The sequence below is a fragment of the Desulfuromonas versatilis genome (assembly GCF_019704135.1).
In the GTDB taxonomy this organism is placed as follows: Bacteria; Desulfobacterota; Desulfuromonadia; order Desulfuromonadales; family NIT-T3; genus Desulfuromonas_A; species Desulfuromonas_A versatilis.
Genome location: NZ_AP024355.1, coordinates 4,519,267 through 4,545,580, shown reverse-complemented (window position 1 = coordinate 4,545,580; position 26,314 = coordinate 4,519,267). Strand labels below are relative to the sequence as shown.

Genomic DNA, 26,314 nt, shown 5'->3' with positions numbered 1-26,314 from the left:
GGACTGATGTGGAAGTCGTTGGGGAAATATCGGGATTTCGGCCTTCTGCTGCTGCGGGTCGGGGTCGGGGCCATGTTTCTGCTGCACGGTGGACCCAAACTGCTCGGGGGGCCGGAACGCTGGGAAAAGCTCGGCGCCGCCATGAACTACCTGGGGGTCTATAAGTTCCCGGTGGTCTGGGGGGCTCTGGCTGGAGCAAGCGAGTTCTTCGGTGGGCTCTGCCTGATTCTCGGCTTGTTTTTCCGCCCGGCCTGCCTGGTGCTGGCCTTCACCATGGCGGTAGCGGCCAACATGCACCTGGGCCGCGGCGATGGGCTGCAGGGCGCCTCCCACGCCATCGAGGTCGGCATCCTGTTTCTCAGCCTGGTCTTCATCGGCCCCGGCCGCCACAGCGTCGACCGGGGCTGATCTGATGACTTTCGCTCAACCGGGATTCGGGGTCAGGCAATCCTGCCGCCAGCAGCAGTCCGCCTGCCCGCAGCTGAATCGCCACTCCACCCCATAGCAGCCCTGGTTGCCCTCGATGACCTGGATGGCGCGAATCAGGTCGGCCTTGCGCAGCTTGGCGGCCTGTTTCACCCCGGCGTTTTTGGCGCGGTCGCGGATTTCCGTCACATTCATGGGTTCCTTCTCCTTGGTTCATGCGGTGACCAGCGCGATATAATCAATCACACTCCCACTCCCTGTCAAGCCAGTATTGGCAGGCTCCAATGTTTTCGCGCTGTTCCCGAAGGCGGACGCAAAAGGGGTGGCGAGGGAAAATCCCTCATTGTCACTCCGGGGGAGGCACTGATATCATGGATGGGCCGCCGAGGGGGCCGCCGGAACCCTGGTGGTGTTGCTCCCCGACCGGGGAGACCGTTATCTGAGCACCTCCCTGTTCCGCTCTGCCTGTGCCGACTGTCCTCCCTGATGCGGAGAAAAGAGAATGCCCATGGCCCTCCCTGAGTTGGTCCGCAAATCGGCCGAAAAACTCCTGGACCGGTACTGCGCCCAAAAAGTGCCCGAGGACTTCGGACACCGGCTGAAAGTCATCTACGAGATCGAGGGCGATGCCATAACCCTGGTGGCCCTGCGCTTCGGGCCCGTTCAGGCCGGGCTCCCCCAGCGGGTTCCGGTGGCCCAGCTTCGCTACATCGCCCTGCTGGGACAGTGGACCCTGCATTATCCCAGCGGGGAGCAGCGCTGGGTTTTTTACCAGAATGCTCCGCCCTCGCTCCATCTCGGGAAGTTGCTCCAGCATCTTGACGCCGATCCCCTGGGGCTTTTCTGGGACGGTTTGACCCGGCCCGCCCTGTAGGACCCTTTCCGCGGCCTCTCTGCAATCGCTGCCGAAAAAGCTATAATCTAAAGGACTTGGCAATCGCGACGCACTGTCCTGCGGACCCTTGGCTTGCACCCCCGGAGAGTAGTCCCCATGCTGACCCGCCTGCCGCTGCAGATCCTCCCCCAACCCGATGAAACGACCTGCGGTCCGACCTGCCTGCACGCCGTCTACCGCTATTTCAACGACGAGATGCCCCTCGACCGGGTCATCGCCGAGGTGCCGATGCTCCAGGAGGGGGGCACTCTGGCGGTGTTGCTCGGCTGCCACGCCCTGCGCCGCGGTTACCGCGCCACCATCTACAGCTACAAGCTGCAGCTGTTCGATCCCACCTGGATGCACCTGGACCCGCAGGCGCTGCAGGAGCGCCTTGAAGCACAGATGCGCTTCAAGGAGGACGCCAAGCTGCACCTGGCCTCGAAGGCTTATATCGAATTTCTCGGCCGCGGCGGCAAGCTGCGCTTCGAGGATCTGAATCCGGCTTTGATCCGCCGCTATCTCAACCGGGCGGTTCCCATCATCACCGGGCTGAGCGCCACCTACCTGTACCGCAGCGCCCGTGAGTACGGCCCCAACTGCGACTACGACGACATCCGCGGGGTCCCCTCGGGGCATTTCGTGGTGCTGCGCGGCTACGACCGGGCCGAGCGCAGGGTGCTGGTCGCCGACCCGCTGATCCCCAACCCCGTGGCCGAAACCCAGAAGTACGCCGTCAACATCGAGCGCGTCATCTGCTCCATCCTGCTCGGCGTGCTGACCTACGACGCCAACCTGCTGATCATCCAGCCCCCCGCCGGGGGCGGAAAGGAATAGCCTGATGCCCGTGCCGCTGCTGGTGGCCGATGCCGCCGACGCCTGGCTGATGCAGATCCCGGGGGTGGAGGTGGTGCCGGCCCGCACCTACCTCACCGATCCGCGCTACACCGAGATGCGCCGCGCCCGGGTTTTCAACCTCTGCCGCTCCTACCGCTACCAGAGCGTCGGCTACTATGTCTCGCTGCTGGCCACCGCCCGCGGCCACAAGCCGATGCCGAGCGTCACGGTGCTGCAGGATTTCAAGAGCCAGTCGGTGATCCGCATCGTCTCCGAGGACCTCGACGAGCTGATCCAGAAAAGCCTGGCGCCGCTGTTGTCGAAGGATTTCGTGCTCAGCATCTATTTCGGCCGCAACCTGGCCAAGCGCTACGACCGGCTGGCCGGTCGCCTGTTCAGCCTGTTCGCCGCCCCCTTCCTGCGCGCCCAGTTCAGCCGCAACGCCAAATCGGGAAAGTGGCAGCTGGCCACCCTCGGCCCGGTGGCCGCCAGCGAAATCCCCGAGGAGCATCGCGACTTCGTCAGCGGGACCGCCCAGGCCTTCTTCGCCGGCAAACGCGGCAGCGCCGCCAGAAAGGCCGCCGCCCGCTACGACCTGGCCATCCTGGTGGCCCCCGGGGAGGCCGAGCCACCCTCCAACGAAAAGGCCCTGCAGCGCTTCGTGCGCGCCGCCGAGTCCCTGGGGATGAGCTCCGAGCTGATCGAGAAGGAGGACATCGGCCGGCTTGCCGAGTTCGACGCCCTGTTCATCCGCGAGACCACCAACGTCAACCATCACACCTACCGCTTCGCCCGGCGCGCCGCGGCCGAGGGGCTGGTGGTGGTCGACGATCCCGAGTCGATCCTCAGGTGCACCAACAAGGTGTTTCTCGCCGAACTGCTGGAGCGCAACCGGCTGGCCACCCCCAGGACCCTCATCGTCCACCGCGAGAACCGCAGGCAGGTGGTGGGCAGTCTGGGGCTCCCCTGCATCCTCAAGCAGCCCGACAGCTCCTTCTCCCAGGGGGTGGTCAAGGTCGAGACCGAAGCCGAGTTGAAGGAGGCGGTGGCCAGGCTGCTGGAAAAATCCGAACTGGTCATCGCCCAGGAATTTCTGCCCACCCCCTTCGACTGGCGGATCGGGGTCTTCGACCGGATGCCGCTGTTCGCCTGCCGCTACCACATGGCGAAGAAGCACTGGCAGATCCTCAAGCGCGACAGCCGCGGGGTCAAGAGCGACGAGGGGCGTGCCGACACCCTGGCGCTGGAGCAGGTGCCCGAGGCGGTGTTGCGCACCGCGCTCAAGGCGGCCAATCTCATCGGCGACGGTCTCTACGGGGTCGATCTCAAGCAGGTGGGGGACAAGGTCTACGTCATCGAGGTCAACGACAACCCCAATATCGACGCCGGGATCGAGGACCAGGTGCTCAAGGAGCGGCTCTACCTGGGGATCATGGAGACGATTCTGCGGCGCATCAGCGAACGCAAGGAAAGGGCCCAGGCATGAAAGAGGGGGAGATCCTTCACCTGTTCCAAGGCTTTGGGGTGGAACTCGAGTACATGATCGTCGAGCGCGATGGGCTGCGGGTGCTGCCGGTAGCGGACCGGGTGCTGCGCGACGGCGCCGGCGAGGTGCTCAACGAGATCGAGGTCGGCCCTCTGCGCTGGTCCAACGAACTGGTGCTGCACGTCATCGAGCTCAAGACCAACGGGCCCGCCGCCAGTCTGGCAGGGTTGGGGGAGATCTTCGCCGAGCACGCCCGGCGCATCAACTCTCTGCTCGAACCCCACGGCGGACGGCTGATGCCCTCGGCCATGCACCCCTGGATGGACCCGTTCCAGGAGATGCGTCTGTGGCCCCACGAAAACGGCCCCATCTACGAGGCCTACAACCGCATCTTCGGCTGCCGGGGGCACGGCTGGGCCAACCTGCAGAGCGCCCATCTCAACCTCCCCTTCGCCGATGACCGGGAGTTCGCGGTGCTGCATGCGGCGGTGCGCCTGGTGCTGCCGATCCTGCCGGCGCTGGCTGCCTCCTCTCCGGTCATGGACGGCCGCCCCACCGGGCTGATCGACAACCGGCTGGAGGTCTACCGGCTGAACCAGGCGCTGATCCCCTCGGTGACCGGGCGGGTGATCCCCGAGCCGGTCTTCAACCAGGCCGACTACCAGCGCGTCATCCTCGAGACCATGTACCGCGACATCGCCAGCCACGACCCCCAGGGGGTGCTGCAGGACGAGTGGCTCAATTCGCGGGGCGCCATCGCCCGCTTCGAGCGCAACACCATCGAGATTCGGGTGCTCGACGTGCAGGAGTGCCCCCAGCTCGACCTGGCGATCATCACCCTGATCATCGAGGTGCTCAAGGCGCTGGCCGCCGAGCGCTGGTGCAGCCTGGCCGACCAGCAGGGCTGGCCGGTAGAGGCCCTGGAGCCGATCCTGCTCGGTGCCATCCGCGACGGGGAGGGGGCGATCATCGAGGACGGCCGCTACCTGGCCTGCTTCGGTCTCGAGCGGGAGCGCTGCCGCGCCGGCGAGCTGTGGCGGCACCTGGCCGAAACCCTGCTCGGCGGCGAACAGACCCGCGAGGAGCTGGCCGCCCTCTCGGTCATCTTCGAGCACGGCACCCTGAGCCGGCGGATCCTGTCCGCGCTCGGCCCCGAGCCTAAGGCGCAGCGCATCAATGATATCTACCGCCGGCTCTGCGACAACCTGGCCAATGGGAGGCCCTTTGTCCCCTGAACCCTTCTCGCTGTTGATCAGCTGTGAACACGGCGGCAACCAGGTCCCGGGCGAGTACCGCCAGCTGTTTGCCGGCCACCAGGCGCTGCTGCAGACCCACCGTGGTTACGACATCGGCATCCTGCCCCTGGCCCGGAGGCTGGCCGAGGGGCTGGGCGCCCCGCTGGCGGCCGCCGAGGTGACCCGACTGCTGGTCGATTTGAACCGCTCCCGGCACAGCCCCACGCTTTTCAGCTTCATCACCAAGCCTCTGGCGGAGACCGAGCGTGAAAAGCTGCTCGAGCGCTACTACCATCCCTACCGGCGGCGGGTGGAGCGGCTCGCCGGCGAACTTGCCGGGGCGGGGGGCTGTCTGCACCTCTCGATCCATTCCTTCACCCCCGAATTGCACGGCAGGCTGCGCAACGCCGATCTCGGCCTGCTCTACGATCCGCGCCGCCCCCTGGAGCGCGAATTCTGCCTGGCCTGGCAGCAGCAGTTGGCCGAACTGGCCGGCGGCTGGCGGGTGCGGCGCAACTACCCCTACCGGGGGGCTTCCGACGCCCTGGTCACCCATCTGCGGCGGAACCTGCCCCCGGATCGCTACCTGGGGATCGAGCTGGAGGTCAACCAGCGCATCCCGGTACTCGACGGCCCACTTTGGGAACAGCTCCAGGAGGGGCTGCTGCACACCCTCGTCGGGGTGCTGGAGGTGAGGAAGCGCAGAGTGTCTTGACAATCAGTCGCCGTGAGATATTTTTAACCTGCCGAGCCCCCGGCAAGCGGCCAGGGGGCTCACGTCCATCAACTCAACCCAGGGAGGCAGGTAATGCGAGGACGGATTCTTGCGGTGATGACCGGAGTGGTGCTGATTGCGGCGAGCGCCTGGAGCGAAACGGATCTGCTGACCCGGGCGCAGGGGATGTTCAAACCCTTGCCGACCTCTCCTCCGGCGCTCAAGGACAACCCGGCCTCCCCAGAGAAGGTGGAGCTCGGCAGGATGCTGTACTTCGAACCCCGCCTTTCGGCCTCCGGGCTGATCAGCTGCCAGACCTGCCACAACGTAGGGTTGGCCGGGGTCGACCTGCAGGAAACTTCGGTGGGGCATGGCTGGCAAAAGGGGCCGCGCAACGCGCCGACGACCTTCAACGCGGTATTCAACACCGCCCAGTTCTGGGACGGCAGGGCCAAGGACCTGGCCGAGCAGGCCAAGGGGCCGGTTCAGGCCTCGGTGGAGATGAACAACACCCCGGAGCAGGTGGTCGCCACTCTCAAGAGCCTGCCGGAGTACGTCGCCGTGTTCAAAAAGGTCTTCGCCAAGGAGGCCGAGCCGGTAACCTTTGACAATATGGCCATGGCCATCGAGGCCTTCGAGGCGACCCTGATCACCCCCAACGCCCCCTTCGATCGCTATCTGCGGGGGGATGCCAAGGCCCTGTCCGCCTCACAGCTGGAGGGGCTGGGGCTGTTCATGAACAAGGGCTGCGGCAGCTGCCACAATGGAGTGAACGTCGGCGGCAACGGGTATTTTCCGTTTGGTGTCGTGGAAAACCCCGGCGGCGAAATCCTGCCCAAGGACGATCCCGGCCGCTTCAAGGTCACCAATACCGCCAGCGACCAGTATGTCTTTCGTTCACCCTCCCTGCGCAACGTGGCCCTCAGCCCACCCTACTTCCACTCGGGAAAAGTATGGAGCCTGCGTGACGCGGTGACGATCATGGGATCGGCCCAGCTGGGGATCAAGTTGGACCAGGGTCAAATCGACCATCTGGCGGAATTCCTGGACGCCCTTACCGGCGAGCAGCCCCAGGTGCTGCATCCGGTTCTTCCCGCTCAGCGCATCGCAACCCCCCGCCCCGAGCTGGGTTCCTGACCTCTTCGTCCGCAGCGTGCCCGGCGACTTGCCGGGCACGTTGCCTCCTTTGCAGCAATTCAGCCAATGCTTCCCAGAGTCCTTCCTTGTCGCTGAGCAGTTGGGTGCGCAGGCCCAGCGAGGCAGCCCGCTCGAGGTTTCTTCCACGAACGGGAAAGGCCGATCCTTTGCGCGATCCCCACGGGTTTGCCGAGCCGGTCTCAGCGGGCCGCATTGACAACCTGCCGTGATGTTTCAGAATTACATTGAAAGGTTTTTTTCTCCAAGGAGGGGCCATGGCTCAGCTGTTGTTGACCCTGTGGAGCCTGGTGGTGATTGGCGCCGCCGCCTTTGCCCAGGAGCCCGTCGCCCAAGGGCCTGAGGCGGCAGCCCTTCCGGGGGTGGTCGAGGTCATCCCCCGGCTGGCCCAACTGCGGGAGCAGGGGCTGAATCTCGAGTTGCGCCTGGCGCAGATCCGCGACTCCGCCGAGTTTCGGAGACAGCTCCAGGCCCTTGAGCAGCGCCAGCAGGAGATCGGCAAGCGGATGACCGACACCGGTGATCCGGCCGGGTGGAGCTTCGACCGCCTGCAGGAAGTGCGCGGCGATTTGGTGGAGCAGCGGGATGCCATCGGCAAGGTCCTCGACGATCTCTCCCGGCGCCTTGCCGAAATGGAGCAGCTGCGCAAGGATTGGCTCGGCAAGGAGAAGTTCTGGCAGGAATGGAAGGCTCAGCTGCAGGCTTTAGAGCAGGAGTTTTCGCTCGAGGCCTTCAGCGAAGCCGGCAAGCTCATAGCCCAGGCCCAGAAGGGGCTCGCCGAGAGCAACGCCCCGCTGGTGGGACTGCAGAAAGAAATCATCGACGTGCAGGCACGAGCCCTCGACCGCCTCAACATCATCAGCGGTCACCTCAATGCACTGCGCGGTCAGACCTTTAAGAAAACCTCGCCCTCCTTCGCCGACCGCGATTTCTACCGCCAGTTCACTGCCGAACTCTGGGCGGCGGTGAAAGCCGGGGTTCTGCGGGTGCGCCCGGTGGACCGGCTGTTCTGGCAGGAAAACGGATGGCTTCTGGCGATGCAGGTGCTGATTGTGCTGACCCTCTCGCCGCTGATCATCCGCCATCGGCGCCGGCCGGATGTTACCCCCGAGTGGCAGTTTATCACCCGCCATCCCTGGGCGACGGGGATCTTTGTCGCCCAGGCGGCCCTGAACCCCCTCTACTCGAGCCCGCCGGCGCTCTGGCGGCTGTTCTCCGGCGTCCTGGGGGCGCTGGCCGCGTCGGTGCTGGTGGCCGGACTGCTGCGCAATCCCCGCAAGATCTTCATGGTCTATCTGTTGGCATTCCTGGTGGTGCTCTCCCTCGGCCTGCAGATCATCTCCTTTCCCCAGCCTCTTTACCGGATCTACCTCGCCCTGCTCTCGCTGTTGGGTATTCCCCTGCTGCTCTGGTTGGCGATGCGCCAGAGGCGGGCTCACCAGGGCCGGGGTGGGTGGTTTGCCCAGGTCCTGCAGGCCGGAGCCCTGATCCTCGGTTTGTCCCTGGTCGCCCAGTGCGCCGGCTTCAACTTGCTGGCATCCCGACTGATCGAGGCTTCCGTAGGGACGGTGTTCCTGGCTCTTTTCACCTACATGGCGATTCGTCTCGGCAGAGGGGGGATCGAGTTCCTGCTGACCCATCCCCGGGTCGCGGAAAGGCCGTTTTTTCGCCGCTTCGGGGCGGAGCTCACCAGGCGTCTGCAGGGGGTTCTCGAGGCGGTCCTCATCGGCCTGGCGCTGCTCTACCTGCTGGTGGTCTGGGGGCTTTTCGATTCGGCGGCCCAGGCCTGGAAAGTGCTGCTGGGACTGGGTTTTGCCGTTGGCGAAATCAACATTTCGCTGGAGATGCTCTTCTGGGTTGGGGTGGTACTGTATTTCTCCATCGTGTTTTCCTGGTTCATCAGGGCGGTGCTGGACACGCAGATTTTCCCGCGGCGGGAATTTGACCGGGGGGTTCGCGACGCGATCAAGAAACTGCTCCACTATTCGCTGGTCTTTATCGGCTTTCTGCTGGCGATGAGCCTGGCCGGTTTCGAGCTGAGAAACTTCGCGGTCCTCGCCGGGGCCTTCGGGATCGGTATCGGCTTTGGCCTGCAAAACATCGTCAATAATTTCATCAGCGGCATCATCCTGCTCTTCGAGCGGCCCATCAAGGTGGGAGACATGATCGTTCTCGACAGCGAGTGGGGCAGGGTGCGCAAAATCGGGCTGCGTTCCACCATCGTGGAAACCCTGGATCAGTCGGAAATCATCGTCCCCAATTCTCAACTGATTTCCGAGAAAGTCACCAACTGGACCCTTTCGACCCAAGTTGCCCGCCTGGTTCTTCCCGTCGGGGTGGCCTACGGGAGCAACGTCAAGCTGGTGTTGAGTATCCTCAAAGAAGTGGCGGTGCAGCATCCCGACGTGCTCTCGGAGCCTGCCCCTTCGCCGATTTTCAAGGGTTTCGGGGACAGTTCCCTGGATTTCGAGCTGCGGGTATGGGTCACCGACATCAACAGGCGCCTGCGCATCATCAGCGAGCTCAACCAGGCTATCGACCAGGGGTTCCGCGATGGCCAGGTGGAAATCCCCTTTCCCCAGCGCGACCTGCATCTGCGCTCGGTGGACGAGGCGCTGCTGGCCCGCTCCTGGGGGGCGGGAGGCAAGACTCCCCGGACCGGTGTCGCCGCGGAGGAGGAGAAAGAGGTGGTGCCAAGGTTCACCGAGACCGACGGCGGCGAGGAGCCCGAGGCTAGGGAAGACTGATTCCCCGGCGAAGCCGGATCGATGCGCCTCTGCTTGAGCCGTGGTGCGGAAAGTGTTATCCTGCCCCGATGCGAAGCCAATCGAAGCGGGGAGGATACGGATGACAAAAAAGCCTCAGGTCATGGTTCTGGGCTCAGGGCGGGCGGTTCCAGAGAAGGTCCTGACCAACGCTGACCTGGAAAAAATGGTTGACACTACCGATCAGTGGATTCTCTCCCGGACCGGCATCCGGGAGCGCCGCATCGTCGAGCCGGGCGTCGGCCTTTCGGAACTGGCCACCGCGGCCGCCCAGAGAGCCCTGGCCGATGCCGGGGTGGCGGCCGAGGAGATCGACCTGATCATTGTCGGGACGGTCACCGGAGACATGAAATTTCCCGCCACCGCCTGCCTGGTGCAGGACCGGCTGGGGGCGCGCAGGGCCACCGCCTTCGACCTTTCGGCGGCCTGTTCGGGGTTCCTCTACAGCCTGCAGGTAGCCCAGGGCCTGATGACTACGGCCGGTTACCGACGCGCCCTGGTGATCGGTGGCGATGTACTGACCTCCATGGTCAACTGGGAGGACCGGGACACCTGCGTGCTGTTCGGCGACGGGGCCGGGGCTGTCGTTCTCGGGCCTTCCGACGGCGAACGGGGGCTGCTCCACTGCTACCTGCGCAGCGACGGCGCCTACTCCGGCCTGCTGTACAATCCCGGTTGCGGCAGCCTCAATCCGCCGACTCCGGAAAATGTCCGGGAACGGCTCAATTCCATCGTCATGAACGGGCGCGAGGTTTTCCGCCATGCCGTAACCTCCATGACCGAGGCGCTGACCCGAGTGCTTGAAGAAGCAGGGATTGCCGCCGGGGATATCGACCTGCTGATCCCCCATCAAGCCAACCTGCGCATCATTGAAGCGGTGTCCAAGCGTTTCGACATGCCCCAGGAACGGGTCTACGTCAACGTCGAACGTTATGGCAACACTTCCGCGGCCTCCATTCCCATTGCCTTCGACGAAGCGCGGCGAAGCGGGGTGCTTCAGCCAGGCAACCTGGTGGCGATGGTCACCTTCGGCGGTGGCTTTACCTGGGCAGCCGGGCTGATGCGCTGCTGAACCGGGAAAACTATCCCCAGGGCTTGCCTTTCGGCTCGGCGGGGTTACAATGTAAAGCAAAGAGAAAGGAGGAACCTAAGTCATAGCCGCATACATAAAGACATAGGTTGCCTGGCCCCCGAAACGGGGGCAATCGTCGCCCTGCTCCGCAGGGTGGAGAAGCCGGGCTCGATAAGCTTCCGGCTGACCTGAAAAGACCCCTCGCGAAACTGGCGAAGGGTCTTTTTCGTTGGCAAGAAAAAAGCCCACCGGCTCGCGCCGGTGGGCTTTTGCTTTGGAATTACTGGCCCCGCAGGAGGTCGAGAACTTCGGGATTCTCCTCTTCCTCGGCGAGGATGGTGTGGCAGGTGTCGCAATCCTGGGAGACCACTTCGCCGCCGGGGGACTCGTGGCTTTCATCGTGGCAGCGGAAGCAGCCCCCGTCTTCCATGTGGCCGATGTGGTTGGTGTAGGTTCCCCATTTGATGTTCATCTCGGGGAAGACGTTTTCGGCATACGCCGCCTGTACCGCGGCGATGGACCTTTCCAGAACCGCCTGCTTCTGCTGCACCAAGTCGGGATAGTTCTTCTGGTAATAGTTGTTCAGATCAGTGGCGATAGCCGATTTGGCCTCTTCCTGGGAGGCGTATTCCCGGGTCACCACTTCCATGGCCATCTTCTTGATGAAGGGGAGCTCCTGGGCGATCTCGCCGGAGAGGATCTTGTTGTCGACCGCCACGTCCGCGGGCAGATAGATGTGGGTGGGGCGGTTGTGGCAGTCGATGCAGTCCATTTCCCGCACCTCGCCATGTTCGCCGGCCTCGGCCAACAGATCATCGGCATCATCGGATCTGAAGACCACCTGGGTGCCGTCCTGCTTGTGCAGGGTGACCTCGGGGATGACCATGCGGCTGTGATCCGAGGCCTTGTAGGTGATCCGGTTTTCCGGTGCCACGTGCCAGTGGATGCCGTGGGAACTCTTGGCGCGGTCGCCGGCGGAGCCGATCTTCATCAGCAGCACGGTCTGCACGTGGGTGTTGGCCTCGTCTTCGCGGAACTTGTCCCTGACCACCAGCTTTTCGCCGTGGAACTTCTCGGGCCGGTGGCATTCCTCGCAGGTTTCCCGCGCCGGGCGCAGGCCGTGCACCGGGACCTGGATGGGACGCGGATAGGTGTCCAGGGCCACCGCGAACAACTGGCGGGCGCCGGAGATTTTCGATTTCACGAACCAGGTCGCGCCGGCACCGATGTGGCACTCAACGCAGGCCACGCGGGAGTGGGGCGAGTTGCTGTAGGCAGTGTGTTCGGGGTTCATCACGGTATGACAAAACTGGCCACAGAAGCCGACCGATTCCATGTAGTGGTAGCCGCGGTAAGCGAGAAGCCCCATGACGAACAGGTTGATGCAGGACAGGAAGACTGCGAAAAAGACCAGCTTGCGCATCTTGCTGAACTTCGAGGGGTCGTTGAAGTAGTCGCGCAGGTACTCCAGGGTGAAGAGGCGTACCTCCTCCCTGCCTTTGAAGAAAAACAGCCCGAGGAACACCAGCACCAGGCCGCCGATGAACGCCGGACCCAGGACCATGTAAATGATCGCGGCGACATAGGTGTTGCCGATGTGCCAGATCAGGTCGTAGAAAATGGCCCCGAGCAGGAACGGGGTGATGACGGTGACCATCATGGCACCGATCAAGGAAACCCTGCTTCGCGCGATGCCCCGGGTAAACGCGCCGAGAATGTCCGTTAAGCTTTTCATTTGACTTGTCCCTTTTCTGTTCTTTTTTGGAATGGTGCGGCTTCAGGTGCAGTGGATGACGGCAAGCGGACTGCCGGCGGCGGGACCGGGGCAGCATTTGCTGAAGAAACCAGTGAGGGAAGGCGGAACAGGTGTTCCGTGAAGCGCAAATTCTGTTGCTTAATCCAGCAGCCAGTCAGTAAAGCACGCTTATTATCACCGATAACGCTGTTTTGTCAAATCCAAAAAGATAAAATCGGGCTAATTTCTCCCACGGACCATGGTCGGACGCGGGAGGCCTGGGGCATCAGCGGGCCGTTGGTGGCTGGGGCTGGCGGCGGAGCCCAAGAAAAGGGGCCTCCTCACTTTGGAGGAGGCCCCGGGGGGGCGGCAGGGAGGTCAGTGGGCTTCTTTTTCCTCGAGAAAGGCCGGAAAAATCATGTTCAGGAAATAGAAGATGATAAACGGGGTGCTGACCACCAGCAGGGCCCCGCCGAGCCCTTCCTTGAAGGTCTCCATGTCGTGGGGGATGATCGGCAGGTGGTAATGCATGAACCCGGCAAAGGTGAGCGAGAAGGCCTGCCCCCCGATGACCACGTTCCAGCGCATCATCAGCACGCCGAACAGCACCAGCAGGCAGGCCAGGGCCGCCCGGCGGGTCGTCAGGCGTGGCGCCAGCAGCATCAGAAACGGCAGCACGTTGCCGATGCCGTACTGAAGGACAAAGATTTTTACGAAATCATGCTCGTAGATCACGTCGCGCAGGATGTCCCAGGATTTGACCGCCGTATAGCCGCGGAAAATGATGTCGAGCAGCTCCAGGGTGATCGCCAGGGTCATGAAAATCAGCAGGTATTTGGAGGTCATCTTGACCTCGTGGCCCTGAACGCTGCGCAGGTGCTCGGGGTCCACCGCCGAGCTTCCGTGGGCGAGGGCGTCGGGGAGGAAATAGTGCTTGTTCCTGCGCGCCGCCCATTTGCGCAGTTCCATGAAGACCGCATAGCTGATGATGCACAGGGCGATCCCCGAGACCACCGCGGAGCAGATGAAAATGACCGGCATCAGCGGCGTCATCCACAGGGCGTTGGCCTTGACCGAGCCGAAGATGAACCCTGCGTAGCCGTGCAGGAAGCAGGCGACGGGAATGCCGAGGCCGGCCAGGAACTTGACCGCCTTGTGGTCGGCCTCCAGGGCCTCTTTGCTGAGGTCCATGGCTCCCAGCGAAATCACCTTGTAGATCAGCAGCAGCAGGCTTTCGCCGGGTCCGCGGCTGCTCTTTGCTTGCAGGCGGTGAATCGAGTCGACGATGAACTTGCGGTAGACGAACCAGATTTCGGCGCCGACGATGCATGCGTAGGTCATGAACACGATGCCGAAGGCCGAGATCGCCGAGGTGAAATGGGGCGTCATGAGCACATTGGTGCCGCGCAGCGGCTGCTGCAGGTGCATCATCAGCGGCATCATCGCCACCGGCAGCAGGGCGAAGGAGAATACCAGCGCAAAGCGGGCGATCTGCTTGAGCTTCTCCACGCCGAACACGTGGTAGAGGGAGGAGAGCACGAAGGCCCCCGCAACCAGGCCTGTCATGTAGGGATACAGCACGATCTGGATCGACCAGTAGACGTATTCGTTGGGCAGGACAAACAGGTCCTTAATGGTCCAGAATTCACCGTGTACCATGGCTACCTCACCTCCTTGTTCAGCCCGATGTAGAAGACATGGGGCTTGGTTCCGTATTCGTCGCGCAGGACGCCGACTCGCTGGGTCATGACGGCCTTGGCCACGGGGTCGTCGGGATCCCGGAGGTTTCCGATCAGGCGGGCGCCGAAGGGGCAGGCGTCAACGCAGGCGGTATTCATACCCTTGGTGATGCGGTGGTAGCAGAAGTTGCATTTCTCGGCCACCTTCTCCACGGGGTGGAAGAAACGCACGCCGTAGGGGCAGCCCATGATGCAGTAGCCGCAACCGATGCACCAGCTGCGATCGACGAGCACGACCCCATCGCCGGTCTGGTAGGTGGCCCCGACCGGGCAGACCTGGACGCATGGCGGGTTCTGGCATTGATTGCAGAGTTTGGGCACGAAAAAGGCCTGGGAAATCTCCTCGTCGGGGATGCGCCGCATGCCCGACGCCCCCTGGTCCAGCTCCTTGGAGGTGAATCCGTCCCGCGCCCCCTTGGGGGAGTCCATCACCACCTCGCCATCCCTTTTGATCACATAGCGCTCGACCCAGGTCCGGGTCACGTTGGCCTCGAAGGGGACCTCGTTTTCGATTTTGCACGCCTTGACGCAGAATCCGCAGCCGACGCATTTGTGGGTGTTTACCAGAAAGGCCCAGCGCACCTCGGGGTTGGCGGCAAGGACTTCGCGGGGATCTAGAAACTCCAGCGCGGAAGCGCAAACCGAGGCTCCGGAGACGAATACCAGCGAATTTTTCAGGAAATCGCGCCTCTTCATCGTTACATCTCCTCCAGGCTGGGATTGTGGGGGTTGTGGCATTCACTGCATTCCATCCCGGGGTTGTGTTGAGTAGCGTCGATGCCCGGCAACTGGGCGCGGCCGCTGGAAGGGGTGACCAGGGCCGCGTGGCAGCGCAGGCAGAGCTCGCGGCTGCGGTCAATGGCCAGCGACTCAGGGTCCTCTGGATGGCCGAAGGCCGCGCCATGGCAGTTTTCACATTGGATGCGCCCGTGGCCGGAGGCGGAAATCTCCGACGAGTTTTCCTCGTGGCACTCTGCGCAGTAAGCCGCCCCCCGGTATTTGACCTGGAACTCCTTCCACTCCTGCTCGTTGCCCTGGCGGTGGAACCCGTACATGTACCCGCGTTCCCCAACGCCGAAATCGGCCGGGACGTACGCCATCCTGATGAGCAGGATGATCACCACCAGCCCAATGACCACGAACAGCGGCCGCCAGACATGATTTTTCACATTACGCTCCCTTGAAAGAAAAATAATAGAACAACGTTTTTTGGTTTTAACAGTTTATTTTGGCGTTGTCAATCTGAGGTTGGCATGCAGAGGCGCGGCCCGCCACCGTGACTTTCAGGCTGTTAGGCCAGAAATTCTATAGTTCTCGACCAGTTGGGAGCTTCGGCCCGGGGCCGGAATTGCGGTATTGCCCTTATGAGGGGAAACTATAGCAAGATTCTTGCTGAATGCTACCCCTGGAACGATCTTTCAACGCCTGCATGGCCTCGATCCGCAGTGTCAGGGGCCGCGGCCCGCCGTGGATCTGACCGACGGTTCTGGTTCTCCCAGGGAAAGGGGAAAAAAATCTTTTGGAAAAAAATAAAAAGCAGTTATATTTTGAAGGGGGGACATTTTCAAGACCACATCCCACACCCCCCCGGGGGGTAAGATGCCCAACTGAATAAATGTTTGACGGACCTGTCAGGGCATGAAGACCCTCGTGAGGGGTATGCCGGGAAGGCGTCCGTTGCTGGTCGGGAGGTTGCATGGAGGAGCGGACACGAAAGCTTGAGGAGAGAATCGAGGCTCTCGAGGCGCAGCTGCGGACCCTGACCGCAAAGGTCGAAGATTTGGCTGCCGGAAGGCAATTGGGGACCGCTCCGGCGGGGCGTGCGGGCAATGCGGCCGCCGGCCGTCCCGAGGAGGATGCTTCGGAAGAAATCCTGTCCTGGGTAGGGCGTTCCGCGCTTCTGCCCCGGCTTTCCACCCTTTGTTTCCTGCTCGTAGTCGCCCTGGCCCTGCGCACGGTGACCGACAGTGATCTCATCGACAAACAGGTCGGGTCGTTGCTCGGTATGGTGTATGCCGGTGCCCTGATGTTCACAGGCTGGTACCAGTACGGCCGCAAGAGCCCGTTGGCGCCGGTGTTCACCCTCTGTGGCGGAATCCTCATGTATATCATCGTGGTGGAAACCCACGAGCGTTTCGAATCCCTGCCCTCGGTTCCCGCCTACGTCATGGTGCTGGCGACCGGGGCGGGGATGGCCCTGATCAGCTATCTTCATAGACTGGCCCTGCCGATTCTGGTCGGGACCTTCGGGCTGTGCTTTGCGGGGGTGGCCCTGGATTATCCCAATCCCTCCTTCGTCGCCTTGACGGCGACCCTGCTTGCGGCCAACCTTCTGGGCCTATGGGCTTCCTTTCTTAAGAGGTGTTCCTGGCTTCGCTGGACATTGCTGGTGGTCACCATCGTCATGCTGGTCGCCTGGGGGCTGAAGCTGGGGGTGATCATCAGCAAGCGCGCCAGCGCCCCGCCGGACCTGGCCGCAGGCTGGTTCCTGCCGGCGGTCATGCTCTTTGGACTGTTTTTCCTTGGCAGTTCCCTGTTCGGCATTCTGCGGGCCGGCAAGGGCAGGGTTTCAAAATTTGACCTGGTGACCCCGGCGGTCAATGTGGCCTGGACCTTTTGCGCAGCCGCCTACCTGGTCAATTTGCGTACCGGGAGCATGACCGCCGTCGGCCTGCTCGGTGTGTTTCTGGCACTGGTACACCTGGGGGCGGCCCTCTGGCTGGGAGCTCGCGAGGTGCCGGGGAAACCGGGAACCAACGCCTATCTCTGGGCCGGGGCGGTGCTGCTCGGGTTGGCTTCACCCGCGGTGACCGGCGATGTGCTAGGCTCCCTGCTGCTGCTCAGCCCCTTGGCCATGATCATGGCCCGGCTGGCGCAGCGCTGGGGCAGTGGCGGGGTGCGGGTAACCTCCTACCTGTTGCAGGTATATTGCTGCCTGGCATTGCTGGTGGCCGTATTTACCAGCCTCGAGGCAGTGCCTTCGGTCTCGGGAGGAGTGACCGCGCTGGCGTTGGCGCTGGTGACGCTGTATCACCATGCGTGGTGTCGCCGCAATCCGCCAGCAGAAGCAACGGTCTTCCGGCGGTTGGATGCTGAGGATCGCTCGGCGGTATTGCTGCTGTTGGCGGCCCTGGTCGACGGCTATTGCCTGGTTCGCATCGGGCTGCACCACGGACTCGAGGCCGCCGGCGGTCTCGGCCCCCATGCCTTTACCTGCGGGCAGTCGGTGGCCGTCAACCTGGCGGCCATCGTGCTGATGAGTCTGGCCTATTTCCGGCGCAGCATCGAACTGCGCAACGTGGCGATCCTGGTGACCCTGGTCGGCGCCATGAAGGTGTTTTTCCTCGATCTGATCGCGGCCCAGGGAGTGCCCCTGGTTCTGAGCGTCTTCTCCTTCGGGGTCGCCGCCATGCTGATCTCCCTGGCGCTCTCCCGCTGGCAGAAGGGGGATGCTGTGGCCAGGGCGGTAGCCGCAAACCGGCAGGCCGAGGAGGCGTCCAGCAGATAGGCGCCATAAGGGAGAGGGAAACAAGAAAGGGCTGCCCGGTGGGGCAGCCCTTTCTTGTTACGCGATGCAGCCAGGAATCAGTGACTGCCGTGCATGAAGCCGTAGACCATCAGCACCACCAGGGCCAGGCCGATGATCACAGCGATGAAGCCGAAGGTTTTGAAGAAGAAGTCGTAGACCACGCCGCTGGGCTTCTCCTTGACGAAATCCTCGGTGATGCCGAGTTCCTGGTAGCGCTTCCACTGGTCGCCGCGCTCCTCGATGAACTCTTCTTTGTTGATTTCGCCGTTGAAGATGACGAAGTCCATGGGGAACTTCTCCGGCCGTCCGTGGGTGTTGAAGAAGTGGACGGTGAAGATGAAGCCGGTGGCCAGCAGCGCCTCGTCCGAATGGACGATGGTGGCCACGTTGAACATCCAGCCGGGCAGGAACAGGCCGAAGAACTCGGGGAACCAAAGCATCAGGCCCGAACCGCCGATGGCAAACATACCCCAGAAGACCGCGATGAAGTCGAATTTTTCCCAGTAGGTCCAGCGCTCGAAGGTGGGCTTGGGACCCCGGAACAGGAACCAGCGGACCATGCCGGTGACATCGCGGATGTCGCGGAAGTTGGGGCAAAGCGAATCCGGTCCGAACAGTCGCAGCAGCCAGTTGCCGGGGAGGTCCTTGCGGATGAACAGGAAGTGGATGCTCAGCACGATGGCGCCGGCGAAGTAGATGAAGGTGATGCCTGCGCCGACGCGGTGGAGCAGGGCTGCGGTGTGGGCACCGCCGTAGAAGTCCATCATCAGCTTGGCCCAGGGCTGGTCGGCGAACTTGAGCGGCAGGCCGGTCAGCGAAAGGAGCAGGAAGCTGATGATGACCAGGAAGTGCAGGGCCACATGGCGGCGGTTGAAGCGGCGGTAGATTTTGTAGGCTTCGGGGATGACGTGGTGTTCGCCGTGCATCAGGGCGAGCTTCTTCTCGCGGTTTTCGACGAAGCCGCGGAACATCCAGAGCAGGGTGTGGATCCAGAAGACCCCGAAGGTGCCCACCAGTAGGCCGGTCATGCAGATGAAGGTCCAGTAGAGGATGGGGTATTTGTCCCGGTCCGAGTGCTCCCCGTGGCTGTAGAACTTGGTGAACAGCGGCGAAGCGTTTTCATGGCACTGGGCGCAGGTTTCCACCAGGTTGGCCGGGTTGACGCTCGATTTCGGGTCGGTGTGGGGGCGTACGTTGTGCGAGGTGTGGCAGTCGGCGCAGCCGGCGACCAGCTCAGGATAGCCCAGGCGGTAGTTCTTGCCGTGATAGCTCTCCATGTAGGTCTTGACCGCGACGTTGAACACGCCGTTGCGTGTCATCATCTCCTGGTTGTCGTGGCAATTGAGGCAGACCTTGGTGTGGAAATCGCGATTTTCGTGGGAAGCGGCGTCGCCCAGGGGCTTGATTTCGTGCAGGTTGTGGCAGTCGCTGCAGGCGGCCGAGTCCATGTTGCCGGCAGATACCGCCTGGCCATGGATCGAGTCAAGGTAGTCGGCGTGGTCATCGTGGCAGGTGGTGCACTTTTCGATGATCTTGTTCTTGTCGCCCTTCCAGTAGTTGTGGGTGTGGACGTCGTAGTGGCAGTCGGCGCATTTGACGTCGTTGAGCATGTGCACGCTGGCATAGTGCTCGGCCGTCTCTTTCTTGTGGCAGCGGGAGCATTTGACCGGGCCGGGCATGATCTCGCCGTCTGCGTGGGCCTCCAGAGAGGTTACCTCGACATGGCAGCTGGTGCAGGCGTTCTTGCCATGGACCGATTGGCCGAACTCGAGCAGGGATATCGAATCCTCGTGGCATTCGATACAGGCCGCCGGGTCAATGGCGACGCCGTTTTCTGCTGCAGCCGGAACCGCAATGGCCAGCAGCAGCAATAGCATGGGGATGAATCGGTGAAGCTTCTGCGACATTTAACACCTCCTAGAAAGGTACTCCCGTTAGCGGGAATTTCCGTCGCAGGATCTTGGGTGGCAGGCCTGTCCATTGCCAAAATCACTGTGGCGTGGACGTTCGCAATACGACGGAATCCCGGCCTCTTCCGTATACTGTATACAATTAATATACAGATGGAACCCTTGGATAACACGGCTATTAATGATTGTCAATTCGGAAAAGAAACATCTGTGATTAAGTGCGAAGTGGCATGCCCGCGGAATAATAAAATAAAACAATATATCAATAAGCAAAATGCATTAAGTCTGTGAAAGGCAGCGCCTTGCTTGCGGGGTTTGAAGGTGTGTCGCTTGAATGCAGGAAAAAAAATGTAAAATAAAAAACATGGTTTTGATTTTTTAAAAAAATTGCTTGCGACTCGCCGCCGGGGCCAGTGCTTAAAAAGGGGTTGCTTCGGGCCTGGGCTCGCCCTACACTGACTGGATCAATACACCGCGAACCATCCCGGAGCGCGGGAAAGGGGAAGGAGAACATGGCCAAGGATCTGGGGCTGGGGCTGGCAATCGTCGCCTTTGCCCTCTTTATCATCGGTGGCTTGGGGACTTTTGCCGGAATGGGTCTGATCGCGTTTATGGCCGGCAGCGACCTCTGGGGCTGGGGTGATGGTCGCAGCATTGGTTACCTGCTGGTCTGTGTGGGGCTGTGTCTGTCGATCCTGGGAGTGCTATGCATGCGAATCTTTCGCAACCGCGACCTGCGCTAGTTTAAACGGGCCCGGTTTCTGCGCGGTGCCCTGCCAGGAAAAGAAAAAAGGATGCTGCCCGCGGGGCAGCATCCTTTTTTTCTATCCGGTGATCTTCGCCCTTACTTGGCGGCAAGCTGCAGGACCTGCTCGGTGAAGGGGTTGGCGAAGAGGATGATCATCGCCACGACGAAGACGTAGATGGCCAGGGACTCGATCATGGCCAGACCGATCATCATGGTGGTCAGGATCTTGCCCGAAGCGCCGGGATTGCGAGCAACGCCTTCAACGGCGCTCTTGATGGCCAGACCCTGGCCGAGGCCGGTACCGAACGAGCCGATTGCCATGCCGAAACCTGCTGCGATCATACACCAAGCGAAAAATTCCATGTTCCTACTCCTTCTGTTTCAGGTGGTTGATTGTTCCTATACGCTATAGGACCTTGAGTTTCGCCGGGGCGAAACGAAATGATATCAATGCGCTTCCTCTATGGCGCCGGCAATGTAGATCATGGCCAGCAGGGTGAAGACGAAGGTCTGGATGCAGGCGACCAGGACACCCATCAGCATCATCGGCACCGGCAGCAGGAAGGGAACCAGCGCGAAAAAGATCATCAGGACGATTTCGTGGCCGTACATGTTGCCGAAAAGTCGCAGGCTGAGCGAGAGGGGCCGGGCCAGGTGGCCGATGAACTCGATGATGATCATCAGCGGGGCCAGCACCAGGATAGGGCCCATGAAGTGCTTGATGTAGCCGATCCCGTGTTCTTTGATGCCGACCACATGGGTCATGATGAACACAGTCAGGGCCAGGGCGCCGTTGGTGTTCAGGTTGGCAGTGGGCGGGTAGAAGCCGGGCACCAGGGCGATCAGGTTGGAGACCAGGATGAACAGGGCAAAGGTGGCGATCAGGGGGAAGTAGGTCTTGCCCTTGGGCCCCATGGTCTCCTCGATCAGGTTCTCGACGCCGGTGACCACCACTTCCATGAAGTTCTGCAGCCCGCTGGGGACTTCCTTGACGGCCCGTGATGCGGCAAAAGCCAGGGCGATCAGCACCAGCATGACGAACCAGGTGTAGGTCACGTGCTCGCCGATATGCATGTGCAGCTGTTCTTCGAGCCACTTAAGGATCAAAAAAGGGTGGGTCATGGGAAAACTGCCTCCTCGTTCAGATCGATCGCTTTATGGTGGTCCAGCCGATGTTGATGACAACCACCGAGAGTCCGACTGCCAGGCCGATGGGGTTGACCCTGACCAGGGCGATGAGCACGAACAGCGCCGCGCCGAGGGCGCCCAGTCGGATGAAATAACCGAATTGAAAACTCTTGGCGGCCCCCCGGGAAGGGTGGGCCAGCATCCTGCGCAGGGAGCGGAACAGCCACTGGTAGCCGACGATCGCAACCAGGCCACCGCTGAGAACCCCGAGGGTGACCGGCATGGACCGCCACGCCAGGCTGCCGAGCACCAGGACAGCGAGAATGAGCCAGTTGCGCCGGGCCAGTTCGCCCAGCAGGTCTTCATTCTTTTCCTTCACTGTCTTTCTGGTTTTCCTTCTGTTGGCGCTTCAGCTCGCGCTCGGTAAGGATGTAAATGTTGCGAAAGCCGGAAACAATCCCGAACCCGAGGAAGATCAGGGTCATCCAGGGGTGGGTTCCCAGCCATTTGTCGAGATAGTAGCCCATGGCCAGACCAATGAAGGTAGCCGCCACCATGGAGATCCCGACACTGGAGAGAAAGCCCAGCGATCTGAAGAGTTGGCGTTTGTCTTCGGCCATGGAAATTGTATACAGAATACAGTGTTGTAGGTTAAAACCCGCTTTGAATAGCACAGGAATCTGGCGAATGTCAACCGCTTTTTGGCGGTAATCAGCCCTCGCCGCGTTTGCGCCCCCGCCAGTCGCGAATACTCCAGGCGAGCTGGCTCCACATGCCCCGCAGCACGGCGACGTCGCGCCCGGAGAGCGCGGCGCGCTGGAATATCCTCCGCAGCGAATTCAGCACCGTGTCGGGCTGCTCGGGGTTCAGGAAGGCAATCCGATTCAGCACCAGTTCCATCTGTCCGAGCATCGGCTCCACCTCGGCGAGAGGAGCAGGGGGGTCGACATTCAAAGGGGGGCAACCATGGGTGCCGACATAGATTTCATAGAGCAGCAGCAGGGTGGCCTGGGCGAGGTTCAATGAGCCGCGTTCGGGTTCCGAGGGGATGGTTACCGTATGCGTGCACAGGGCGACTTCGGCGCTGGTGAGGCCGGAATCCTCCCGGCCCAGCACCAGCCCGAACCCCAGCGCAGGGACGCCGGCGAGCAGTTCGGGCAGCTGGCGGGCCACCAGGGGGGCTCCGCGCCGCTGCCCGCCGCGGCGGGTGGCGGCTACCGCGGTGTGCAGATCGCCGATGGCCTCCTCCAGGGAGGGGAACAACCGTGCAGTTCCCAGCAGGGGCGCGGCGCTCACGGCAAACTTGCGGGCTTCGGGGTGCAGGTGCTGGCAGGGGTTGACCAGGCGCAGGTCACTGACCCCAAAATTGGCCATAGCGCGGCAGACCATGCCGATATTGCCCGGGGATTGGGGTTCGACCAGGATGAGCGAGATGCTGCTTGGGCTGGCCGCTGTGTCGTTCGATGCACTCATGGGCGCCAGCATAATGGAAGTTGGGGAAAATGGCCAGCGGCATCGTGCGCCCATTTCAGGCTCCCGCACTGGGGCAAAAATCGGTTAAACTTGGGGCTGCCGGCGCGGCGGCCGGTTCACGGAGGCGGGAGCATTATGGCTGTGACTGGATCGCAAGAACGGAAAAATGGATATCGGCGAAAACTGGAACGTCTGGCGGGGCTGGAGCTTGGGGATTGCTTCTTTGATTTTCCCCTGGCCCGGTGCAGCACCTGGCGGATTGGCGGCCCGGCCGATCTGCTGGTGGAACCGCGCACCCCGGTGCAGGTGGCCGCCCTGGTCGCTGCGGTGCGGCAGGCCGGGATCCCCCTGGTGGTCATCGGCCAGGGGAGCAATCTGCTCTTCGCCGATGCCGGCCTGCGCGGGGTGGTCCTGAGGCTTGGGGCCAAGCTGGCGCGCATCGAGGTCAGCGGCCCGCGGATCTTCGCCGAGGCCGGCGTCTGGGTGCCGCAGCTGGCCCGCCGGACGATGCAGGCCGGGCTGGCCGGCCTGGAGCACGCCATCGGCATCCCCGGAACTCTGGGGGGGCTGGTGGTGATGAATGGCGGCAGCCACCGCCGGGGCATCGGCGAGCTGGTCAGGAAGGTCCGGGTGGTGGATCGAGAGGGGGTCTTTGCGGTCCTGGATCGGCAGGCCTGCCGGTTCGGCTACCGGCAGAGCGCCCTGCAGGGGACGGGGGCGGTGGTTGTGGAGGTAGAACTGGAGTGTCCGCCCGGAGACCGCGGCGCCATCCGACGCCAGATGCTGCTCGATCTGCGCGAGCGGCGCGGCAAGTTCCCTCTCAAGCAGCCTAACTGTGGGTCGGTTTTTCTGAGCAACGCCGAGATGCACGCAACGGTCGGACCGCCGGGCCGGGTCATCGAGGAGGCCGGTCTCAAGGGGGTTCGCATCGGCGGCGCCGAGGTATCGTCCCGACATGCCAACTTCATCGTGAACCTGGGGGAGGCCAGCGCCCGGGACGTTCTGGCGCTCATCGGCCAGGTTCGCCAGGCGGTCCGGGCCAGGATCGGCTATGAGCTGCGCTGCGAGGTGCGCTACGTTCGCGCCGACGGCGAAATCCTGCCGGCTGATCAGGCAGGGTAGGCGGGATGGAAAAAGGCCCGGCGTCCTGTAGTGGGCGCCGGGCCTTGGCGGCTACTGGCGGGGGCCGGCTAGAGGCTCTGGAAGGCCCTGGCGGCGGCCTCGATGGTGCGGTCCAGGTCTTCGGTGCTGTGGGCGGCGCTCATGAATCCCGCCTCGAACTGGGAGGGGGCGAGGTTGATGCCTGATTCAAGCATGCTGCGGAAGAATTTGCCGAAGGCCTGGGTGTCGCTTTTGACCGCATCGGCGAAGGAATAAACCGGGCCCGGGTGGAAGAAGGTGCAGAACATGCCCCCGACCCGCTGCAGACAGGTGGGGACCGGGCTCAGCTTGGCGGCCTCGAGCAGCCCTTTTTCGAGGTAGGCGCTTTTCTCCTCGATGCTCTGGTAGAAGCCCTCCTGCTGGAGCAGCTTCAGGGTGGCGATCCCGGCGCTCATCGCCAGGGGGTTGCCGGAGAGGGTGCCGGCCTGGTAGACGCCCCCCTCGGGGGAGAGTTTCTCCATGATCTCCTTTTTGCCCCCGAAGGCGCCGACGGGGAGCCCGCCGCCGATGATCTTGCCCAGGCAGACCAGGTCGCCGCGCACCCCGAAGCGCTCCTGGGCGCCGCCGTAGGCGACCCGGAAGCCGGTCATCACCTCGTCGATGATCAGCACGATGCCTTCCTGGTCACAAAGCTGGCGCAGCCCTTCGAGGAACCCTGGCCGGGGAGGAACGCAACCCATGTTGCCGGCGATGGGCTCGATGATGATGCAGGCGATCTGCCCCTGGTTGGCCGCGGCGATCGCCTTGACATCCTCCAGGTCGTTGTAGGTGGCGGTCAGGGTGTGTTTGGCGAAATCGGCGGGAACGCCCGGCGAGGTGGGGACCCCGAAGGTGGCGGCGCCACTGCCGGCCTTGACCAGCAGCGAGTCGGCATGACCGTGGTAGCAGCCGTCGAACTTGAGGATCTTGTCCCGGCCGGTATAGCCGCGGGCCAGGCGGATGGCGCTCATGGTCGCCTCGGTCCCCGAGGAGACCATGCGCACCTTTTCGATGTTGGGGTAGGCGGCGCAGACCAGTTCGGCCAACTCGATCTCGCGGGCGGTGGGGGCGCCGAAGGAGGCTCCGTCGCTGGCGGTCTGGCGGATCGCCTCGACCACCTTGGGATGGCAGTGGCCCAGGATCATCGGGCCCCAGGAGCCGACGTAATCAATGTAGCCGTTGCCATCCACGTCGTAGATGCGGGAGCCTTCGGCGCGACTGATGAAGATGGGGTCGCAGCCCACAGATTGGAAGGCTCGTACCGGGCTGTTGACGCCGCCGGGAATTACCGTCTTGGCCTTGGCGAACAGCTGTGAGGATTGCTGGTGGTTCATGGGGCCCCTTTCTATTAAATAGGCTGGGTTGGCTGGTGGATGCCCCGGTTCCAGGTCGAGGCCTGTTCGGCGGCGGCAATGGGAATAAGCTGAGTGCTTAACACAGGGCCCAGTCCTTGTCAAGAATGGGTCCGCCGGGATTGCAGGATGCCTTGGCGAGGCTTGGCGGCGGGCCCGCACAGAACCGAGGGTGGCTTGCGCGCGGGAGGGCGGGGCGCAAATCGGAAGCGGCTCGCCGGGGCTCGGGCGAGCCGCTTGCATTTGCGGAATGTGCTGATAAATAAAAAGTTTGACATGCCGGACCCGGGTATTTTATAAACACTGGTCTGACCATTTGCAACTTGGATTCGCATTTCAACGAGAAGGTGTCCAGGACCATGGTGGAACTTCTGCTGATACTGGTAAGTGCCGTATTCGTAAACAATTTCGTGCTGGCCCGGTTTCTTGGGATCTGCCCCTTCATGGGGGTGTCCAAGAAGGTGGAGACTTCCGTCGGCATGGGGATGGCAGTGACCTTCGTCATGACCGTGGCTACCGTGGTCACTTGGTTTATCCAATATTTCGTCCTGATTCCGCTGGGCATCGAATATCTGCAGACCATCGCCTTTATCCTGGTGATCGCCTCACTGGTGCAGTTGGTGGAGATGGTGGTGCAGAAGGTCAGTCCGGTCCTTTACCAGTCGCTGGGGATCTTTCTGCCGCTGATTACCACCAACTGTGCGGTGCTGGGGTTGGCGGTGCTCAATATTCAGAAGGACTACTCCTTCCTCGAGGGGGTCGTGTTCGCCCTCGGGGCGGCGCTCGGTTTCACTCTGGCGCTGGTGCTGTTCGCCGGGCTGCGCGAGCGGGTCGATCTGTGCCCGGTGCCGAAAAGTTTTCGGGGGACCGCCATCGCCCTGGTGACCGCCGGCCTGTTGTCTCTGGCCTTCATGGGGTTCGCCGGGTTGGTCAAGGGGTAAGGGCAGAATCCGGGAGTCAGGAGAGCGGTACGTCTTCGGCCTTCGGAATTCTGA

General features: G+C 62.6%; 25 protein-coding genes and 1 pseudogene. 14 read left to right on the top strand and 12 right to left on the bottom strand.

The genetic code is table 11. The features are described 5' to 3' along the window. Window positions 1–6 precede the first annotated feature (6 nt). Window positions 7–408 (top strand): DoxX family protein, encoded by a 402-nt coding sequence (locus tag DESUT3_RS20335; RefSeq protein WP_221250325.1) that lies wholly within the window; start codon window positions 7–9, stop codon window positions 406–408. A gap of 15 nt (window positions 409–423) precedes the next feature. Here the strand turns inward: DESUT3_RS20335 and DESUT3_RS20330 are convergent, their stop codons facing one another. Further along, window positions 424–621: a Rho termination factor N-terminal domain-containing protein gene (locus DESUT3_RS20330; protein WP_221250324.1), complete on the bottom strand. Its 198-nt coding sequence runs from the start codon at window positions 619–621 to the stop codon at window positions 424–426. A 196-nt stretch (window positions 622–817) separates the two neighbouring features. Between DESUT3_RS20330 and cysM the strand changes: the two are divergent. The 9 genes and pseudogenes from cysM to DESUT3_RS20290 all read left to right on the top strand — a co-directional run. Continuing rightward, a pseudogene (cysM, locus tag DESUT3_RS21375) lies at window positions 818–913 on the top strand (cysteine synthase B); the annotation flags it as partial. A gap of 15 nt (window positions 914–928) precedes the next feature. Beyond that, the gene (locus tag DESUT3_RS20325; protein WP_221250323.1) at window positions 929–1,300 is read left to right on the top strand and encodes a DUF3024 domain-containing protein; all 372 of its coding nucleotides are present in this window, start codon (window positions 929–931) and stop codon (window positions 1,298–1,300) included. A 117-nt stretch (window positions 1,301–1,417) separates the two neighbouring features. Further along, window positions 1,418–2,137: a C39 family peptidase gene (locus DESUT3_RS20320; RefSeq protein ID WP_221250322.1), complete on the top strand. Its 720-nt coding sequence runs from the start codon at window positions 1,418–1,420 to the stop codon at window positions 2,135–2,137. 4 nt (window positions 2,138–2,141) lie between these two features. Continuing rightward, window positions 2,142–3,623, top strand: coding sequence for a RimK family protein (locus DESUT3_RS20315; protein ID WP_221250321.1), 1,482 nt, complete (start codon window positions 2,142–2,144; stop codon window positions 3,621–3,623). Further along, on the top strand, window positions 3,620–4,858 hold the full coding sequence (locus tag DESUT3_RS20310) for a carboxylate-amine ligase (RefSeq protein WP_221250320.1): 1,239 nt from the start codon (window positions 3,620–3,622) through the stop codon (window positions 4,856–4,858). The genes DESUT3_RS20315 and DESUT3_RS20310 overlap by 4 nt, the downstream gene beginning before the upstream one ends. Continuing rightward, entirely contained in the window at window positions 4,848–5,573 is a 726-nt protein-coding gene (locus DESUT3_RS20305) for an N-formylglutamate amidohydrolase (RefSeq protein ID WP_221250319.1), read from the top strand. The genes DESUT3_RS20310 and DESUT3_RS20305 overlap by 11 nt, the downstream gene beginning before the upstream one ends. A gap of 93 nt (window positions 5,574–5,666) precedes the next feature. Beyond that, window positions 5,667–6,710, top strand: coding sequence for a cytochrome-c peroxidase (locus tag DESUT3_RS20300; protein WP_221250318.1), 1,044 nt, complete (start codon window positions 5,667–5,669; stop codon window positions 6,708–6,710). Between the two features lie 275 nt (window positions 6,711–6,985). Further along, entirely contained in the window at window positions 6,986–9,475 is a 2,490-nt protein-coding gene (locus tag DESUT3_RS20295) for a mechanosensitive ion channel domain-containing protein (RefSeq protein WP_221250317.1), read from the top strand. Between the two features lie 100 nt (window positions 9,476–9,575). Continuing rightward, window positions 9,576–10,565, top strand: a complete 990-nt coding sequence (locus DESUT3_RS20290) for a beta-ketoacyl-ACP synthase III (RefSeq protein WP_221250316.1) — start codon at window positions 9,576–9,578, stop codon at window positions 10,563–10,565. Between the two features lie 280 nt (window positions 10,566–10,845). On the opposite strand, the gene DESUT3_RS20285 is transcribed toward DESUT3_RS20290, so the two are convergent. The 4 genes from DESUT3_RS20285 to DESUT3_RS20270 all read right to left on the bottom strand — a co-directional run bounded on the left by DESUT3_RS20285 (window position 10,846) and on the right by DESUT3_RS20270 (window position 15,208). Further along, window positions 10,846–12,300, bottom strand: coding sequence for a NapC/NirT family cytochrome c (locus DESUT3_RS20285; protein WP_221250315.1), 1,455 nt, complete (start codon window positions 12,298–12,300; stop codon window positions 10,846–10,848). Window positions 12,301–12,678: 378 nt separating this feature from the next. Continuing rightward, window positions 12,679–13,959 (bottom strand): NrfD/PsrC family molybdoenzyme membrane anchor subunit, encoded by a 1,281-nt coding sequence (gene nrfD / locus DESUT3_RS20280; RefSeq protein ID WP_221250314.1) that lies wholly within the window; start codon window positions 13,957–13,959, stop codon window positions 12,679–12,681. A 2-nt stretch (window positions 13,960–13,961) separates the two neighbouring features. Continuing rightward, window positions 13,962–14,735 (bottom strand): 4Fe-4S dicluster domain-containing protein, encoded by a 774-nt coding sequence (locus DESUT3_RS20275; protein ID WP_221250313.1) that lies wholly within the window; start codon window positions 14,733–14,735, stop codon window positions 13,962–13,964. A gap of 2 nt (window positions 14,736–14,737) precedes the next feature. Beyond that, complete coding sequence (locus tag DESUT3_RS20270) at window positions 14,738–15,208, bottom strand: cytochrome c3 family protein (RefSeq protein WP_221250312.1); 471 nt, start codon at window positions 15,206–15,208, stop codon at window positions 14,738–14,740. A gap of 527 nt (window positions 15,209–15,735) precedes the next feature. On the opposite strand from DESUT3_RS20270, the gene DESUT3_RS20265 reads away from it, so the two are divergent. Next, window positions 15,736–17,547, top strand: a complete 1,812-nt coding sequence (locus tag DESUT3_RS20265; RefSeq protein WP_221250311.1) for a DUF2339 domain-containing protein — start codon at window positions 15,736–15,738, stop codon at window positions 17,545–17,547. A 77-nt stretch (window positions 17,548–17,624) separates the two neighbouring features. Here the strand turns inward: DESUT3_RS20265 and DESUT3_RS20260 are convergent, their stop codons facing one another. Then, window positions 17,625–19,475, bottom strand: coding sequence for a cytochrome c3 family protein (locus tag DESUT3_RS20260; RefSeq protein ID WP_221250310.1), 1,851 nt, complete (start codon window positions 19,473–19,475; stop codon window positions 17,625–17,627). Between the two features lie 515 nt (window positions 19,476–19,990). On the opposite strand from DESUT3_RS20260, the gene DESUT3_RS20255 reads away from it, so the two are divergent. Then, entirely contained in the window at window positions 19,991–20,221 is a 231-nt protein-coding gene (locus tag DESUT3_RS20255) for a hypothetical protein (protein WP_221250309.1), read from the top strand. Between the two features lie 101 nt (window positions 20,222–20,322). Here DESUT3_RS20255 and atpE read toward each other — a convergent pair whose 3' ends face one another. The 5 genes from atpE to DESUT3_RS20230 all read right to left on the bottom strand — a co-directional run bounded on the left by atpE (window position 20,323) and on the right by DESUT3_RS20230 (window position 22,827). Next, window positions 20,323–20,589 (bottom strand): ATP synthase F0 subunit C, encoded by a 267-nt coding sequence (gene atpE, locus DESUT3_RS20250; protein WP_221250308.1) that lies wholly within the window; start codon window positions 20,587–20,589, stop codon window positions 20,323–20,325. An 84-nt stretch (window positions 20,590–20,673) separates the two neighbouring features. Next, window positions 20,674–21,348 (bottom strand): F0F1 ATP synthase subunit A, encoded by a 675-nt coding sequence (atpB, locus tag DESUT3_RS20245; RefSeq protein ID WP_221250307.1) that lies wholly within the window; start codon window positions 21,346–21,348, stop codon window positions 20,674–20,676. 19 nt (window positions 21,349–21,367) lie between these two features. Beyond that, the gene (locus tag DESUT3_RS20240; RefSeq protein ID WP_221250306.1) at window positions 21,368–21,733 is read right to left on the bottom strand and encodes an ATP synthase subunit I; all 366 of its coding nucleotides are present in this window, start codon (window positions 21,731–21,733) and stop codon (window positions 21,368–21,370) included. Next, window positions 21,717–21,974: an AtpZ/AtpI family protein gene (locus DESUT3_RS20235; RefSeq protein ID WP_221250305.1), complete on the bottom strand. Its 258-nt coding sequence runs from the start codon at window positions 21,972–21,974 to the stop codon at window positions 21,717–21,719. The genes DESUT3_RS20240 and DESUT3_RS20235 overlap by 17 nt, the downstream gene beginning before the upstream one ends. A 91-nt stretch (window positions 21,975–22,065) precedes the next feature. After that, window positions 22,066–22,827 (bottom strand): RNA methyltransferase, encoded by a 762-nt coding sequence (locus DESUT3_RS20230; RefSeq protein ID WP_221250304.1) that lies wholly within the window; start codon window positions 22,825–22,827, stop codon window positions 22,066–22,068. Between the two features lie 141 nt (window positions 22,828–22,968). Between DESUT3_RS20230 and murB the strand changes: the two genes are divergently transcribed. Beyond that, entirely contained in the window at window positions 22,969–23,949 is a 981-nt protein-coding gene (gene murB, locus DESUT3_RS20225; protein WP_225911573.1) for a UDP-N-acetylmuramate dehydrogenase, read from the top strand. Window positions 23,950–24,017: 68 nt separating this feature from the next. Here murB and hemL read toward each other — a convergent pair whose 3' ends face one another. Beyond that, a complete protein-coding gene (gene hemL, locus DESUT3_RS20220) occupies window positions 24,018–25,301 on the bottom strand; it encodes a glutamate-1-semialdehyde 2,1-aminomutase (RefSeq protein ID WP_221250302.1) in 1,284 nt (427 codons plus the stop codon). 377 nt (window positions 25,302–25,678) lie between these two features. Here hemL and rsxA point away from each other — a divergent pair, with 377 nt between their 5' ends. Continuing rightward, window positions 25,679–26,260 (top strand): electron transport complex subunit RsxA, encoded by a 582-nt coding sequence (rsxA, locus tag DESUT3_RS20215; protein WP_221250301.1) that lies wholly within the window; start codon window positions 25,679–25,681, stop codon window positions 26,258–26,260. Window positions 26,261–26,314: the final 54 nt, after the last annotated feature.